Annotated in this window: 15 protein-coding genes; 8 read left to right on the forward strand and 7 right to left on the reverse strand. The window is 72.8% G+C overall.

Annotated elements, in window-relative coordinates; all coding sequences use genetic code 11:
• Positions 1-36: 36 nt before the first annotated feature.
• Positions 37-1422, reverse strand: a complete 1386-nt coding sequence (locus tag FHX39_RS07230; protein WP_183337441.1) for an ABC transporter substrate-binding protein — start codon at positions 1420-1422, stop codon at positions 37-39.
• A 260-nt stretch (positions 1423-1682) separates the two neighbouring features.
• Positions 1683-2699 (reverse strand): LacI family DNA-binding transcriptional regulator, encoded by a 1017-nt coding sequence (locus FHX39_RS07235; protein WP_183337442.1) that lies wholly within the window; start codon positions 2697-2699, stop codon positions 1683-1685.
• A 124-nt stretch (positions 2700-2823) separates the two neighbouring features.
• Between FHX39_RS07235 and FHX39_RS07240 the strand changes: the two genes are divergently transcribed.
• A complete protein-coding gene (locus FHX39_RS07240; protein WP_183337443.1) occupies positions 2824-3603 on the forward strand; it encodes a ThuA domain-containing protein in 780 nt (259 codons plus the stop codon).
• Positions 3600-4712, forward strand: coding sequence for a Gfo/Idh/MocA family protein (locus FHX39_RS07245; protein WP_183337444.1), 1113 nt, complete (start codon positions 3600-3602; stop codon positions 4710-4712). The genes FHX39_RS07240 and FHX39_RS07245 overlap by 4 nt, the downstream gene beginning before the upstream one ends.
• 4 nt (positions 4713-4716) lie before the next feature.
• Here FHX39_RS07245 and FHX39_RS07250 read toward each other — a convergent pair whose 3' ends face one another.
• Positions 4717-5775, reverse strand: coding sequence for an App1 family protein (locus FHX39_RS07250; RefSeq protein WP_332836710.1), 1059 nt, complete (start codon positions 5773-5775; stop codon positions 4717-4719).
• A 79-nt stretch (positions 5776-5854) separates the two neighbouring features.
• Between FHX39_RS07250 and FHX39_RS07255 the strand changes: the two genes are divergently transcribed.
• Positions 5855-7006: a S1C family serine protease gene (locus FHX39_RS07255; RefSeq protein ID WP_183337445.1), complete on the forward strand. Its 1152-nt coding sequence runs from the start codon at positions 5855-5857 to the stop codon at positions 7004-7006.
• Positions 7007-7074: 68 nt separating this feature from the next.
• Here the strand turns inward: FHX39_RS07255 and FHX39_RS07260 are convergent, their stop codons facing one another.
• Both FHX39_RS07260 and FHX39_RS07265 read right to left on the reverse strand, forming a co-directional pair.
• Positions 7075-7680 (reverse strand): hypothetical protein, encoded by a 606-nt coding sequence (locus FHX39_RS07260; protein WP_183337446.1) that lies wholly within the window; start codon positions 7678-7680, stop codon positions 7075-7077.
• A 12-nt stretch (positions 7681-7692) separates the two neighbouring features.
• Positions 7693-8418, reverse strand: a complete 726-nt coding sequence (locus tag FHX39_RS07265; protein WP_091073534.1) for an IclR family transcriptional regulator — start codon at positions 8416-8418, stop codon at positions 7693-7695.
• Positions 8419-8508: 90 nt separating this feature from the next.
• Here FHX39_RS07265 and leuC point away from each other — a divergent pair, with 90 nt between their 5' ends.
• The 3 genes from leuC to FHX39_RS07280 all read left to right on the forward strand — a co-directional run bounded on the left by leuC (position 8509) and on the right by FHX39_RS07280 (position 10996).
• A complete protein-coding gene (leuC, locus tag FHX39_RS07270; protein ID WP_183337447.1) occupies positions 8509-9933 on the forward strand; it encodes a 3-isopropylmalate dehydratase large subunit in 1425 nt (474 codons plus the stop codon).
• Positions 9934-9958: 25 nt separating this feature from the next.
• On the forward strand, positions 9959-10570 hold the full coding sequence (gene leuD / locus FHX39_RS07275; protein ID WP_183337448.1) for a 3-isopropylmalate dehydratase small subunit: 612 nt from the start codon (positions 9959-9961) through the stop codon (positions 10568-10570).
• Positions 10571-10714: 144 nt separating this feature from the next.
• On the forward strand, positions 10715-10996 hold the full coding sequence (locus tag FHX39_RS07280) for an HU family DNA-binding protein (protein WP_183337449.1): 282 nt from the start codon (positions 10715-10717) through the stop codon (positions 10994-10996).
• Positions 10997-11017: 21 nt separating this feature from the next.
• Here FHX39_RS07280 and cofC read toward each other — a convergent pair whose 3' ends face one another.
• On the reverse strand, positions 11018-11878 hold the full coding sequence (gene cofC / locus FHX39_RS07285; RefSeq protein WP_183337450.1) for a 2-phospho-L-lactate guanylyltransferase: 861 nt from the start codon (positions 11876-11878) through the stop codon (positions 11018-11020).
• A gap of 48 nt (positions 11879-11926) precedes the next feature.
• Here cofC and FHX39_RS07290 point away from each other — a divergent pair, with 48 nt between their 5' ends.
• A complete protein-coding gene (locus FHX39_RS07290; RefSeq protein ID WP_332836711.1) occupies positions 11927-12664 on the forward strand; it encodes a lysophospholipid acyltransferase family protein in 738 nt (245 codons plus the stop codon).
• Positions 12661-13653: an NAD(P)H-dependent glycerol-3-phosphate dehydrogenase gene (locus FHX39_RS07295; protein ID WP_332836712.1), complete on the forward strand. Its 993-nt coding sequence runs from the start codon at positions 12661-12663 to the stop codon at positions 13651-13653. The genes FHX39_RS07290 and FHX39_RS07295 overlap by 4 nt, the downstream gene beginning before the upstream one ends.
• Before the next feature lie 8 nt (positions 13654-13661).
• Here FHX39_RS07295 and FHX39_RS07300 read toward each other — a convergent pair whose 3' ends face one another.
• The gene (locus tag FHX39_RS07300; protein ID WP_332836713.1) at positions 13662-14801 is read right to left on the reverse strand and encodes a trans-sulfuration enzyme family protein; all 1140 of its coding nucleotides are present in this window, start codon (positions 14799-14801) and stop codon (positions 13662-13664) included.
• Between the last annotated feature and the right edge of the window lie 2 nt (positions 14802-14803).

Genomic DNA, 14803 nt, shown 5'->3' on the forward strand with positions numbered 1-14803 from the left:
GAGGGTCGTGCCCCCGGGACCGGCAGGGAGGAAGGACTACTGCGTGACCTTGAAGCCCTGGCTCTCGGCGTACTTCACGATGTTCGCCTGGAGCTCGTCGGCCGCCTGGTCACCCGTGACCTTGCCGGAGTTGATCTTGGCGAGCTCGGCCTGGAACTGCGCGTAGTAGTACGTCGTGATCGGGGCGTAGACGACGCCCTTGTACGCGCCCTCCGCGGGGAGGTAGACCTCCTTGTTGGCCTGCTGGCCGCTGAAGAAGTCGGTCTTGTTCTCGGCGAACTCGGTGCTGTCGAGGACGCTCTTGTTGAGCGGGAAGATGACCTGCTTCTTCCAGCCGTCCTCGAGCGAGGCCGGGTCGGCGTAGATGCCCTTGGCCACGACGGCCGCGAGCTTCTTGTCCGTGGCCTGGGTGGTGACCGCGAAGGCCGAGCCGCCCCAGTTCACCGAGACCGGGTTGGCCTCGTCCCACTGCGGGAGCGGGGCGACCGCCCAGACGCCCTTGGAGTCGCCCTTGCCGACGCCGGCGCCGGTCAGGTAGCCGGGCGCCCACGCGGCGGAGGTGTAGGTCGCGTACTTGCCGCCGACCACGCCGGAGATGTAGTCGGTCGTGAACTGGTCCTGCTTGCCGACCAGACCCTTGTTCGAGAGGTCGGCCCAGTAGTTGAGCACGTCCTTCGACGCCTGGTCGTTGAGCTTGACCGTGAGCGCCTGCGGGTTGGCCGGGTCGTAGCCGAAGGGCACCGCGCCCTTCTGGATCTGCAGGGCCATGAAGGCGGCGGGGACGTTCGACCCCAGGTCGCCGAAGAGCGGCCCGCCGGCAGCCTTGACCTTGGCCGCGCTGTCGGCGAACTCGGCCCACGTCTTCGGCGGGGTGACGTCGTACTTCTTGAAGACGTCGGTGCGGTAGATCAGGCCCATCGGCCCGCCGTCGACCGGGATCGCGTAGACCTTGTCGCCGGAGGAGACGTCCTTCCAGGCCCCCTCGCTGAAGCTGGGCTTGACGTCGTTGGCGCCGTACGGGACGAGGTCGACGAGCGCGTCCTGGATCGAGTAGCTCGACAGGTGGTCGGCCTCGAGCATGACGACGTCGGGCAGGCCCTTCTTCGCCGAGATGGCCGTCTGGACCTTCGTGTACTCGTCCTGGCCCTGGCCGACGTTGTTCCAGCAGATCTGGACGTCGGTGTGGCCGGCGTTGAAGTTGTCGACGACGGTGGCCATGTTGGGGTACCAGCCCCAGACCGACACCTGGGGCGCGTCGTTCTTCATCTTGTTGGTGCAGTCGGTGAGCTTGGGGCTCGTCCCCGACTCCTCCGCGGCCGGCGCGCTGGCGCCGCCGCCGGAGTTGTTCGCGCTGGTGGCGCAGGCCGACAGCGCCAGGACCAGGGCGACGCCCGAGGCGCCGGCGAGGATGGACTTCCGCATGTGAGTTCCCTTCGTGCTGCGTGGACTTCGTCGTCGTCCGACGGCCTCCGGGCGGTCCCGCGGAAGGGCCGGGCCAGGTGGGTCGTCGGTGGAGCATCTCCGGCGAGGAGGTCGCTCACGCAGCGCTGGGAAGCGTTCGGTGCACGATCTTCGTCGACCGGCCGGGCGGTGGGAGCCGCTCGTTTACAACGTTATAGGGAAACGTTGTAGGAGCCATCCTGAGAGGACGCTGACGTCCTGTCAAGCACCGCGCAGATTTGTTACCGGGGTGTTGTGGACTCGCGCTGCAGGACCCGGAAGGCCGTCAGGTGGTCGCGGGGCGGCAGGTCGGCGGCCGACCCGGTGATGCGCTCGGTCAGCCAGCGCAGGGCGACCTCGACGATCTCCTCGCGGCCGGGGTCGATGGTCGACAGGGTGGGGAGCGTGTAGCGGGTCTCGTCGACGTCGTCGAAGCCGATGACGGCCACGTCGGACGGGATGTTCCGCCCGGCCTCCTGCAGCACGCGCATGGCCCCGAGGGCGATCAGGTCGTTGAAGGCGACGACGCCGTCGAACGCGACGCCGCGCTCGAGCAGCCGGCGCATGCTCTCGGCGCCCGTGCTGCGGTACCAGCCGACGACCTGGACGACCAGCTCCGGGTCCTCGTCGACGCCGGCGCCCGCCAGCGCCCGCCGGTAGCCGTCGAGCCGGAGGCGCGCCGAGCCGAGGCCCTGCTCGGGGTCGGCGCCGAAGGCCAGGATGCGCCGGCGCCCGATGGAGAGCAGGTGCTCGGTCGCGGCCTGCGCGCCCTCGACGTTGCGCATCGTGACGTGGTCCTTGGGGCCGTCGAGGATGCGTTCGCCGAGCAGCACCATCGGGGTCTTGATGCGGGCCAGCAGGTCGTTGTCCGCGGCGCTGAGCCCCAGCGCGCTGAACAGGATCCCGTCCACCATCTGCATGCGTGGGCCGGTCAGCAGGCTGAGCTCCCGCTCGCGGTTGCCGTTGGACTGCGCGATCATCACCGACAGCCCCTGGGCCTCCGCGGCGCGCACGACGATGTCGGCGAGCTCGGCGAAGTAGGCGTTCCGCAGGTCGGGGATGATCAGGCTGACCAGCCCGGTCCGCCCCGAGCGCAGGCCTCGCGCCGTGAGGTTCGGGGTGTAGTCCAGGGCCGAGATGGCGTCGAGCACCCGCTGCCGGGTCGTCGGACGGATGTGCGGGTAGTCGTTGAGCACGTTCGACACGGTCTTGATCGACACCTCGGCGAGCCGGGCGACGTCGTGGATCGTCGGCGTCATCCGACTCCTTCCTCACGCGGTCCTCAGGACTCTATAACGTTGTACACGGGTGCGGCGAGCTTCTCCGACGACACCGGGGTGGTCGGTCCCGGGGCTGTCGGGAGCGGACGGCAGCATGGGGTCCATGGACGAACCGATCAGAGTGACCGTGTGGAACGAGAACTTCCACGAGACGAGCGAGCGGGACGGCGCCGCGATGGCCGAGCGCTACCCCGAGGGGATCCACGGAGCGATCGCGCGTGGGCTGGGCGACCAGCTGGGCGACCGGGTGGTCACCCGGACCGCGACGCTGGACCAGCCCGAGCACGGGCTGACCGAGGAGGTGCTCGAGCAGACCGACGTGCTGACGTGGTGGGCCCACATGCGCCACGACGCCGTCGACGACGCCGTCGTGCAGCGCGTCCAGGACCGCGTGCTCTCCGGGATGGGCCTGCTCGTGCTGCACTCCGGGCACTTCTCCAAGATCTTCAAGCGCCTGATGGGCACCTCGTGCTCCCTGGCCTGGCGCAGCGCGGACGACGCCGAGCTGGTGTGGACGGTCGCCCCCGGGCACCCGATTGCCGAGGGGGTCCCGCACCCCATCCGGATCCCCGAGCAGGAGATGTACGGCGAGTACTTCGACATCCCGGCGCCCGACGAGCTCGTCTTCCTCTCCACCTTCTCCGGCGGCGAGGTGTTCCGCTCCGGCTGCACGTTCCGTCGGGGCCGCGGGCGGATCTTCTACTTCTCGCCCGGCGACCAGGACTTCGGGGTCTACCACCACCCCGACATCCAGCGCGTGCTGGCCAACGCGGTCCGGTGGGCGGCGCCCGAGCAGCGCAGCGGCCGCGAGGCGCCCGGTCTGGTGAACCGGAAGGTGCCCGACTTCGTGGGTGCCACGCCGAACGCGGAGGTCGCCCGATGAGCGGCACCGTCACCGAGCGTCCGGCCCGGCTGCGGGCCGGGGTCGTCGGCTTCGGCTGGGCCGGCCAGCAGCACATGGACGCGTACGCGCTTCACCCCGACGTGGAGCTCGTCGCCATCGCGGGGCTGGAGGACGGCCCCCGGGCGACGTTGGGCGAGCGCTACGGGCTGCCCGAAGCGGGTCTGTTCCGCGGCTACCAGGAGATGATCGACGCCGCTCGGCTCGACGTGATCAGCATCGCCACCCCGACCGCGCTGCACGCGCCCGTCGCGCTGGCCGCGCTGGCCGCCGGGGTGCACGTGCTCTCGGAGAAGCCGCTGGCCGAGAGCGTCGACCGCGCGTCGGCGATGGTCGGCGCGGCGAAGGCCGCCGACCGGGTCCTCGACGTCTCCTTCAACCACCGGCGCCGCGGCGACGTGAAGATGCTCAAGCAGGTGATCGACGACGGGCTGCTGGGCGAGATCTACTACGCCAAGGCGGGCTGGCTGCGCCGCAGCGGCATCCCGGGCCTCGGCACCTGGTTCACGCAGAAGTCGCTCGCCGGCGGCGGCCCGATGATGGACATCGGGGTGCACATGCTCGACATGGCGCTGCACCTGATGGGCGAGCCGACCGCCGAGGCCGTCAGCGCCGCGACGTACGCCGAGTTCGGTCCGCGCGGTCGGGGCGGGTCGAGCGGCGCCAAGGTGGGGGCGCGGGCCGACGGGACCGGCGCGTACGAGGTCGAGGACCTCTCGACCGCCTTCGTCCGGCTGTCGGGCGGGGCCACGCTGCTGCTCGAGGCGAGCTGGGCGTCCTACATCGAGCGCGACCAGCTCTACGTCGTGCTCTACGGTTCCGAGGGCGGTGCCGTGCTCGGGTCGCCCGAGGCCTGGAACCTCCCGCAGCTCTCGGTGCTCACCGAGCTCAAGGGCTTCCCGGCCGAGCTCACCCCCGTGCTGCCGGCGGACGGGAACCACGCCGAGGCGGTCGACGACTTCGTGGCCAAGGTGCGCTCGTCGTCGTGGGCGGACCAGCACGGCGAGCACCTGCTGACCCGCTCGACGATCGTCGAGGCGGCCTACCGGTCCGCCGAGCAGCACCGCGAGGTGGTGATCGACCAGCCCTGAGGGCTCAGGACTCGACCTCGGGCTGCTGCGCCGAACCGGCCAGCAGCCCGGCGTCCTCCAGCTGCTCGGCCAGGCCGGCGCCGTCGTACGCGTAGAACCAGCGCACGTCGCTGCCGTCGGGCCGCACGTGCGCCCGGCTGCCGCTGCCGGCGAGCACGGCCTCGCCGGGGGTGAGCTGGCGGATGCAGACGGCCAGGACCTGGTCGGGGTGCCGCTCGCAGAACCACGCGTACGTCTCGGGGTCGTGCTGGCCGTCGTCGCCGACCAGGAGCCAGCGGATGTCGGGGAACTCGCGGGCCAGCCTGTCGAGGGTGTCGCGCTTGTGCTTGGTGCCGTCGCGGAACCAGGCGTCCGGCGTCGGGCCCCAGTCGGTCAGCAGCAGGGCGCCGGCGGGGTAGAGATTCCGCGACAGGAACCGGGTGAGCGTGGGCGCGACGTTCCAGGCGCCGGTCGAGAGATAGAGCACGGGGGTCCCGGGGTTCACGTCGGTCAGCCGCTCGTAGAGGACCGGCATCCCCGGGGTGGTCGTGCGCGCGTGCTCGTTCACCACGAACGTGTGCCACGCCGCGAGGAGCGGGCGGGGGAGCGCGGTCATCATCACGGTGTCGTCGATGTCGGACAGCAGCCCGAAGCGGGCCGACGGGTCGACGACGAAGACCATGCCGAACGTGGGCGCCGAGCTCTCGACCCGGTACTCGACCCGGTGCCACCCCGGCTCGAGGTCCACCGGGACGACGGCGTCGAGCAGGCCCGAGCGGTTGGCGGTGATGGTGTTCGTGACACCCCCGGCCTCGACCTCCACTCGGGCGTCCTGCACCGGGATGCTGGTGAAGCTCCGCCACCCGCGCGCCCCGGTCGGCTCACCCGTCAGCCGGTGCGTGTGCTTGTTGAGCATGACGCGGCCGAGCACCCGCACCCACCCCTTGCCGCCGTAGCTGGTGTACGGGATGACGAGCGGCACGAAGCCGTTGGCCCGGGCCCGCTCGGTCCGCCAGCCGATGAACCGGTTCTCCACGCGGGCGGCGAGGTGCAGCGCCGGCTCGGGCAAGGGGTTGGTGGGCACGCTCCCAAACCTAACGGTTCACAGGTGGGCCCCAGGGCGGCCAGAGGGGTTCCACGGCCGGCGGCGGTGTCGTTGTCCCATGACCACGACGCCCCTGCACCGCCCCGTCCGCCGCGCCACCGCCACGTTCCTCGCCGGCGGGATGCTCACCGCCGTCCTGGGTCTGTCCGTCCCGGTCTCCGCCTCGGCGGCGACGTTGGTGGACTGGCCGACCGGGCGTGGTTCCGGGGGCTGGGGCGGGTCGGGCGCGGGCTCGGGCGGCTACGCGGGGTCGACCGCGACCAGCGCGGTCGACTCGGACCCGGCCACGGACGCCGAGTCGACCGGGGTCGCCCTGATCGACACCGTCCTCACCGACGGCGAGGCGGCGGGGACGGGCATCGTCCTGACCTCGGACGGCGAGGTCCTGACGAACTACCACGTGGTCGAGGGGTCGACCCTGATCCGCGTCACGATCGCGAGCACCGGCAAGGCGTACACGGCCTCGGTGGTCGGGGTCGACCAGGCTGCCGACGTCGCGCTGCTGCAGCTGAAGGACGCCAGCGGGCTGACCGTGGCGAAGATCGACGACGACACGCTGAAGGCGGGGGACGACGTCACCGCGGTGGGCAACGCGGGCGGCACCGGCACCCTCACCGCGGCCGACGGCTCCGTCACCTCGCTGGCGGCCTCGATCACCACGCAGTCCGAGGGCACGGTGGCCGGGGAGAGGCTGACGAAGATGATCGAGACGGACGCGGACGTCGTCGCCGGCGACTCGGGCGGGCCGCTGCTCGACGACGAGGGCGAGGTCGTCGGCATCGACACCGCCGCGTCGAGCGGCCAGGAGATCGACGGGTACGCGGTCCCGATCCAGACGGCGCTCGCCGTCGTCACGCAGATCCGCAGCGGCGACGAGACGACGGCGGTCCGGATCGGTGCGGCCGCGTTCCTCGGGGTGCAGGTCGCGACCAGCGCGGTCAGCGACTCGGGCTACACGTACGGCTCGGGCGGCAGCAGCGCGGGCGCCGCGATCGCGGGTGTGGTCGACGGCGACGCGGCCGACGACGCCGGCCTGGCGGCGGGCGACACGATCACCCGGGTCGGGTCGACGACGGTCACCGACGCGGCCGGCCTGACCAAGGCCCTGTCGACCATGAACCCGGGCGACCGCGTCCAGGTCACCTGGACGACCGCGGACGGCGACAGGCAGTCCGCGACCGTCACCCTCGACGCGAGCCCGGTGAACTGAGCGACCGCCCCACGACAGCGATGAGGATCGTGCACCGACTACGGTGCACGATCCTCATCGCTCCGGTGTCAGAGCCTGATCTCGAAGCTCCACGCCTGCGAACGCAGCTCCGCCGCGCTGATCACCACCGGTGATCGGTCGCCAACCGCGAACGTGTAGGTGTCGGCGTCGACCGGGACCCCGCTGATGCTGAAGGTGTAGGAGCAGACCGACCCCTGCGAGCCGTACGGGGTCAAGGTTCCGTCACCGAGCTCGGTGCCGGTCTGGTCGGAGACGACGACCGCCGTCCCCTCAGCGATGTCGGCGTGACGGCCCTGACCCTCGCAGTCGTGCGTCGCGGTCGCGCGGTCGTCCAGCCGGACCCAGCCGGCGACGGTCGTGGTCTGGGGCGCCGCTGTGGAGGTCGGGCCGGGTGCCGGGGCCCGGACCTGCGGTGGCGCCGAGAGCAGCAGCACGCCGAAGCCGAGCGCGAGGACCAGCAGCACTCCGCCGGCGACGAACGCGCTGACCAGGGCCGGTCCCGGGCGGCCGACACGGCGGCGGGCGGCGGGTGTCTCCTGCCAGAAGCGCCATCCGACCGGCGCAGGAGGCCAGGCAGGATCGGGCTGCCACCCGGGCGGAGGGACCCAGCCCGGTGGAGCCGGCGGCCAGCCCGGCGGAGGGACGAAGCGCATCGCCGTCCGGGCTCAGCCCTCGGAACCGCTCCGGCGCAGCACGTCGCTGAGCCGCTCGGCCGCCGCGATGACCGCGGGGGCGTGCAGGCGGCCGGGCTGGCGGGAGAGGCGCTCGATCGGGCCCGAGACGCTGACCGCGGCGATGACCTTGCCGGAGGGGGAGCGGACGGGGGCGGAGACCGACGCGACGCCGGCCTCGCGCTCGCCGACGGAGTGGGCCCAGCCGCGACGGCGTACGGCGGCGAGGGCGACGGCGGAGTAGCGGCTGCCGCGCAGGCCACGCTGCATGCGGTCCGGCTCCTCCCAGGCGAGCAGCACCTGGGCGGCGGACCCCGCCTGCATGGTCAGCTGGGTGCCCACCGGGACGCTGTCGCGCAGGCCGGACATGCGCTCGGCGGTGGCGACGCAGACGCGGAAGTCGCCCTGGCGGCGGAACATCTGCGCCGACTCGCCCGTGATGTCGCGCAGCCGGGCGAGCACCGGGCCGGCGGTGGCGAGCAGGCGGTCCTCGCCGGCTGCGGAGGCGAGCTCGCCGAGACGCGGGCCGAGCACGAAGCGGCCCTGCAGGTCGCGGCTCACCAGCCGGTGGTGCTCGAGGGCCACGGCGAGGCGGTGGGCGGTCGGGCGGGCGAGCCCGGTCGCCGACACCAGGCCGGCCAGGGTCGTCGGGCCGGTCTCCAGCGCGCCGAGCACCATGGCGGCTTTGTCCAGCACGCCGACACCGCTAGAGTTGTCCATGCCTTGATACTGCCGTCTCGGATGCTGGAACGCAAACCAGAGTGACGGGGCGCAGCGAGGGCGCAACGACCACACGGAGGAGCGCGGCACATGGGCAGAACGTTGAGCGAGAAGGTCTGGGACGACCACGTCGTCCGCTCGAGCGAGGGCGAGCCGGACCTGCTCTACATCGACCTGCACCTCGTGCACGAGGTCACCAGCCCGCAGGCCTTCGACGGCCTGCGTCAGGCCGGCCGCCCCGTACGGCGTCCGGACCTCACACTGGCGACCGAGGACCACAACACCCCGACGCTGAACATCGACCAGCCGATCGCGGACCCGGTCTCGCGCACGCAGGTCGACACGCTGCGGCACAACGCCGCCGAGTTCGGCGTCCGGATCCACTCCCTGGGCGACCTCGACCAGGGCATCGTCCACATCATCGGCCCGCAGCTGGGCCTGACCCAGCCCGGCCTGACGATCGTCTGCGGCGACTCGCACACCTCCACCCACGGGGCGTTCGGATCGATCGCCTTCGGCATCGGCACCTCCGAGGTCGAGCACGTGCTCGCCACCCAGACACTCATGCAGGCGAAGCCGCAGACCATGGCGGTGAACGTCGAGGGCGAGCTGCCCCCGGGCGTCACGTCCAAGGACATCGTCCTGGCGCTGATCGCCAAGGTCGGCACCGGCGGCGGTCAGGGCTACATCGTGGAGTACCGCGGGTCGACCATCGAGGCGCTCTCCATGGAGGGCCGGATGACGATCTGCAACATGAGCATCGAGTGGGGCGCCAAGGCCGGCCTGATGGCGCCGGACGAGACGACGTTCGCCTACCTGAAGGGCCGTCCGCACGCGCCGACCGGTGCCGACTGGGACGCCGCGGTCGAGTACTGGTCGACGCTGAAGAGCGACCCGGACGCCGAGTTCGACGTCGAGGTCGACCTCGACGCGTCCCAGCTGACGCCGTTCGTCACCTGGGGGACCAACCCGGGCCAAGGCGTCCCGCTGGGCGCGTCCGTGCCGGACCCCGAGACGTTCGTCGAGGCGAGCGACCGCGTCGCCGCGACCAAGGCGCTGGAGTACATGGCCCTGCTGCCCGGCACCCCGATGCGCGAGGTCGCCGTCGACACCGTGTTCCTGGGGTCGTGCACCAACGGCCGGATCGAGGACCTGCGGGCCGCGGCCGCGGTGATCGAGGGCCGCCACGTCGCCGACTCCGTCCGCATGCTCGTCGTGCCGGGCTCGGCCCGCGTGCGGCTGCAGGCCGAGTCCGAGGGCCTGGACGTCGTGTTCAAGGACGCTGGTGCCGAGTGGCGCGCCGCCGGGTGCTCGATGTGCCTGGGCATGAACCCCGACCAGCTGGCCCCCGGGGAGCGTTCCGCGTCGACCTCGAACCGCAACTTCGAGGGCCGCCAGGGCAAGGGCGGCCGGACGCACCTGGTGAGCCCGCTCGTCGCGGCGGCCACGGCCGTGCGCGGCACGCTGAGCTCGCCCGCCGACCTGGACGCCGACGCGCTCGTCGGTGCTCGCTGAGCCCCGGACCGAGGACAGGACAGACATGGACGCCTTCACCACCCACACCGGGACCGCGCTGCCGCTGCGTCGCAGCAACGTCGACACCGACCAGATCATCCCCGCGGTCTACCTCAAGCGGGTGACCAAGACGGGCTTCGAGGACGGGCTGTTCGCCGCCTGGCGCAAGGACCCCGACTTCGTGCTCAACCGGCCGCAGTACGCCGGCGCGACGATCATCGTGCCCGGACCTGACTTCGGCACCGGGTCGTCGCGGGAGCACGCCGTCTGGGCGCTGCAGAACTACGGCTTCCGGGTCGTCATCGGGTCCCGCTTCGGCGACATCTTCCGCAGCAACGCGGGCAAGGCGGGCCTGCTGGTGGCCCTGGTCGACCAGAAGGTCGTCGAGGAGCTGTGGGACTACGTCGAGGAGCACCCGCAGGCGCCGATCACGGTCGACCTGCACGAGCGCACCATCGTCGCCCCCGGCTTCGAGGCGGGCTTCGAGATCGACGACTACACCCGCTGGCGCCTGCTCGAGGGTCTGGACGACATCGGTCTGACCCTGCGCCAGGTGCACGCCATCGACGCCTACGAAGGGGGCCGGCCCACCTTCAAGCCGGCCACCCTGCCGGCGAAGGTCGCCTCGGCCTCCTGAGGCGAACTTTTATCTCATCTCACGCCGATTCTCAGCGAGGCTATTTGTCCTGAGAGCGGACGATCTCCTAATCTTCCGACGCGCGCCGTAGTGGGGCTACGGGGTCGGGCCAGGCCCGACCTTGCGCGCGGTTCGGGAGGACCAATGAACAAGGCAGAGCTGATCAAAGAGCTGTCGACGCACTTCGACGGCAGCCGGACCGACGCTGCGCACGCGCTGGCGGCGGTGGTGGAGACCATCACGACGACGGTCTCGACGGGGGAGAAGGTGTCCGTCACGGGCTTCGGCGTCTTCGAGAAGATCGACCGGCCGGCGCGGACCGTGCGGAACCCGCGGACGGGTGAGCGCAAGGAGGCTGCACCGACCTCGGTCGTGCGCTTCCGGCCCGGCACCGACCTCAAGACGTCGGTGGCCGGCGGCGCGTAGGCCTCCGGGTCGCCGCCGGACCTACAGCCAGGCGGACAGCACCGACGTCCCGGTCAGCACGGCGTGCAGCCGCTGGCCGGGACGCAGCGCCCGCAGGCCGTCGGCCAGGCGGTCGTCGGGCAGGTCCACCCGGACGCCCTCGGACGTCACCGCACGGCCGGCACCGTCCTCGCGCCCGACGGTGGTGACGGCCGCGTACGTGCCGAGGCGGCCGGTCGCGTCGTCCACCAGGGCGGCGGTGGCCGGGCCGAGCCCGAGCCCGACCGCGTCGGCGAGGTCCACCTCGGTGTCGACGTCGCGCCGCGCGTCGGGCACCGCTGTCGCGAGCCGCTCGTCGGTCAGCGGCACCGCGGACGAGCTGTGATGAGCCGCGGCGGAACGGCCCTGGAAGTGCGGCGCGAGGGCGACGCCCGCGCCGGCGTGGAGCATCGACGTCCCGATCCCCGTGGCGTCGGGCAGGTAGGACCGCTCGTACGCCACCGCGCCCCGGAGGACGACCGCGACCGAGGTCGGGCGGAGCGCGGGGAGGTCGCCGACGCAGGCGAGCACGCGGTCGAGGCCGTCGCCCCGGAGACGTTCCGCGCCCTGGCGCAGGGCGTCGTTCATCCCGGCCGGCCGGGTCTCCGGTACGACGACGACGGAGCTCAGGCCCGCGCGCGCGAGTCGATGGGCCAGCGCCGGCTGGTCGCTGACGACCACCACCGCCTCGACGGAGGTGACGAGCGCGTGCAGCGTGTCGACGGCCATCGTCCAGGCCAGGCGACGCCGCAGCGGCTGGGGCAGGGGCGCCAGGCGGGACTTGACCAGCTCGCCGGCCTTGAGGGCGACCACGGCCCCGACGCCGCCCCCGGCGCTGAGGGCGGAGGCGGACGTGGTGGGCATGGGCGGCTCCGATGCTCCCACGGCGGGCAAGCGCATAGGGTGACGCGCGTGCCCCGGCTGGACGTGGTCAACCGCGAGCCGGGGGACGCGACGATCCGACCGCTGGTCAAGGTGCTCAACGTCGTCCTCGCCCCGCTGAGCCGGCGCGACTGGGCGGGCACCGACCGGCTCCCCGCCACCGGCGGGGTGATCGTCGTGGCCAACCACATCTCCAACGCCGATCCGCTCGCGCTCGGGCAGTTCCTCGCGTACGCCGGCCGGTGGCCGCGGTTCCTGGCCAAGAGCTCGCTCTTCGGCGTGCCGCTGGTCGGCGGCCTGCTGCGCGGTGCCGGGCAGATCCCGGTCGAACGGGGGAGCAGCCACGCCGGCGACGCGCTCGCGGCGGCCCGCGCGGCGCTGACCGAGGGACGGGCCGTCGTCGTCTACCCCGAGGGCACGATCACCTTCGACCCCGACCTGTGGCCGATGCGGGGTCGGACGGGGGCCGCCCGCCTCGCCCTGGCGACCGGCTGCCCGGTCGTCCCGGTCGGGCAGTGGGGCGCAGAGGAGTTCCTGCACGGCCGGACCGTCGGGGTGCCCCGCTTCTGGGCCCGGCCGACGCTGCGGATGCTCGTCGGTGCGCCCGTGCCGCTGGACGACCTGCGCGACCGGCCGGTCGACGCCGCCGTCCTGCGCGACGCGACGGAACGGATCATGGGGGCGCTGACCGTGCTGGTCGAGCAGCTCCGGGGCGAGACGGCCCCCGTGGAACGCTTCGACCCCCGCGCCGACCGGACGCTCTCGTGAAGGTCGCCGTGATGGGCGCGGGGACCTGGGGCACGACCTTCGGGCTCGTCGTGGGCGACTCGGGCCACGAGGTGACGCTGTGGGCCCGCCGGCCCGAGCTCGCGGCGGCGATCAACGCGACCGGCCGCAACCCGGACTACCTGCCCGACGTCGAGCTGCCCGCCACTCTTCGGGCCGTGAGCGACCCGGCCGAGGCGATGGCGGGGGCGTACGCGGTGGTCCTCGCCGTGCCCTCGCAGCGGCTGCGCGAGACGCTCGCCGGGTGGGACGTCCCGACCGACGCCCGGGTCGTCAGCCTGGCCAAGGGCATCGAGCTCGGCACCGGCCGGCGGATGAGCGAGGTGGTCCGCGAGGTCGCCGGCGTCGAGCCCGACCGCCTCGCCGTCGTCACCGGACCCAACCTCGCCCGCGAGATCGCCGCCCGCCAGCCGTCCGCGAGCGTGGCCGCGAGCGTGTCGGAGTCGACGGCGAACGACGTGCAGCGGATCTGCCACACGCCCGCGTTCCGCGTCTACACGAACGCCGACGTCGTGGGCTGCGAGCTGGCCGGCGCGACCAAGAACGTGATCGCGCTCGGGGTGGGCATGGCCGTGGGGCTGGGCTTCGGCGCCAACGCGACCGCCTCGCTCATCACCCGTGGCCTGGCCGAGACGAGCCGCCTCGGCGTCGCGCTGGGGGCCGACCCGTACACGTTCGCGGGGCTGGCCGGCCTGGGGGACCTCGTCGCCACGTGCGCCTCGCCGCTCTCCCGGAACCGCACGTTCGGCGAGGAGCTGGGCCGGGGACGTTCCGTGGAGGACATCAGCCGTTCCACCCGCCAGGTCGCCGAGGGCGTGCTCTCCTGCGCCTCGGTGCAGGCCCTCGCCCACGAGCACGGCGTCGAGATGCCGATCGCCGAGCACGTCGCGGCGGTCATCGCGGGCGACCTGACGCCGGCCCAGGGGGTCAAGGACCTGATGGGCCGTACGCCCGGCCGCGAACGCGACTGACGGCTGCCTCAGAGCTGGTCGAGCGACTGCTCGAGGTCGCGCCAGAGGTCCTCGACGTGCTCGACGCCGACGGACAGGCGGACGAGCCCCTCGGGGACGACGGGCAGCTCGGCGGACCAGCGGCGCCGGCGCTCGAAGGTCGACTCGACGCTGCCCAGGCTCGTGGCGTGGGTCCACAGCGCGCAGCCGTCGATGAAGCGCTCGGCGGTCCCGGCGTCGGCGAGGTCGATCGACAGGAGCGAGCCGAAGCCGTCCATCGTCGCGGCGGCCCGCGCGTGGCCGGGGTCGTCCGGCAGGCTCGGGTGGCGGACGCGGCTCACCGCCGGGTGACCGGCCAGCCGCGCGGCCAGCGTGGCCGCGCTGTCCTGGGCCGCGCGGACGCGGAGTGGCATCGTGCGCACGCCGCGCAGGGCGAGCCAGGCCTCCATCGTCCCGGGGATCGCGCCGCTGTCGTGGCGGACGGCCGCGAGGTCGGCGAAGAGGTCGTCGGCGTCCGCGTCGGGCCGGACGGTCAGGGCGCCCAGGAGGAGGTCGGAGTGACCGCCGACGAACTTGGTGCCCGACTCCACGACGACGTCGAAGCCGTGCTCCAGCGGACGCTGGACGAGGGCGGACGCGAAGGTGTTGTCGACGACCGTACGGACCCGGCCGCGCAGGGCGGCGCCGATCGCGGGCAGGTCGGCGACCTCCATCAGCGGGTTGGTCGGGGACTCCAGCCAGACGAGGTCGGCGCCGTCGGCGGCGGTGAGCACGGCCTCGGTGTCGGCGACGTCGACCGTCCGGACGGTCCAGCCGAACTTCTCCGCCCGGCTCTGCACGAGGGCCGCGACGCCGAGGTAGCAGCTCGACGGCAGCACGATCGTGCCGCCCGGGGCGAGCTGCTCGAGCACGGCGCTCGCCGCGGCCATCCCGCTCGCGAACGTGAGCGCGCGGCCCCGGCCCAGCGCGCCGAGGACGTCCTCGAGCGCGGTCCACGTGTCGTTGCCGTCCCGGCCGTAGCCGAGGGTGGTCGCCGCGGCGGTGTCGTGCGCCCCCACGTACGTCGACGCCATCACGGGGGAGACGTTCAGCGGGGCGCCCGGCGTACGCGGCGGTCGGCCCAGGCTCACGGCGAGGGTCTCGGGGCGGAGGTCGGGATGGCTGCTCACGA

The organism is Microlunatus antarcticus (genome assembly GCF_014193425.1).
Lineage (GTDB): Bacteria > Actinomycetota > Actinomycetes > Propionibacteriales > Propionibacteriaceae > Microlunatus > Microlunatus antarcticus.

Coding starts and splice junctions, on each gene's coding strand:
- FHX39_RS07255 (WP_183337445.1), top strand. CDS start 5,855: ATGACCACGACGCCCCTGCACCGCCCCGTCCGCCGCGCCACCGCCACG.
- FHX39_RS07230 (WP_183337441.1), bottom strand. CDS start 1,422: ATGCGGAAGTCCATCCTCGCCGGCGCCTCGGGCGTCGCCCTGGTCCTG.
- FHX39_RS07260 (WP_183337446.1), bottom strand. CDS start 7,680: ATGCGCTTCGTCCCTCCGCCGGGCTGGCCGCCGGCTCCACCGGGCTGG.
- cofC (WP_183337450.1), bottom strand. CDS start 11,878: ATGCCCACCACGTCCGCCTCCGCCCTCAGCGCCGGGGGCGGCGTCGGG.
- FHX39_RS07235 (WP_183337442.1), bottom strand. CDS start 2,699: ATGACGCCGACGATCCACGACGTCGCCCGGCTCGCCGAGGTGTCGATC.
- FHX39_RS07280 (WP_183337449.1), top strand. CDS start 10,715: ATGAACAAGGCAGAGCTGATCAAAGAGCTGTCGACGCACTTCGACGGC.
- leuC (WP_183337447.1), top strand. CDS start 8,509: ATGGGCAGAACGTTGAGCGAGAAGGTCTGGGACGACCACGTCGTCCGC.
- leuD (WP_183337448.1), top strand. CDS start 9,959: ATGGACGCCTTCACCACCCACACCGGGACCGCGCTGCCGCTGCGTCGC.
- FHX39_RS07265 (WP_091073534.1), bottom strand. CDS start 8,418: ATGGACAACTCTAGCGGTGTCGGCGTGCTGGACAAAGCCGCCATGGTG.
- FHX39_RS07240 (WP_183337443.1), top strand. CDS start 2,824: ATGGACGAACCGATCAGAGTGACCGTGTGGAACGAGAACTTCCACGAG.
- FHX39_RS07245 (WP_183337444.1), top strand. CDS start 3,600: ATGAGCGGCACCGTCACCGAGCGTCCGGCCCGGCTGCGGGCCGGGGTC.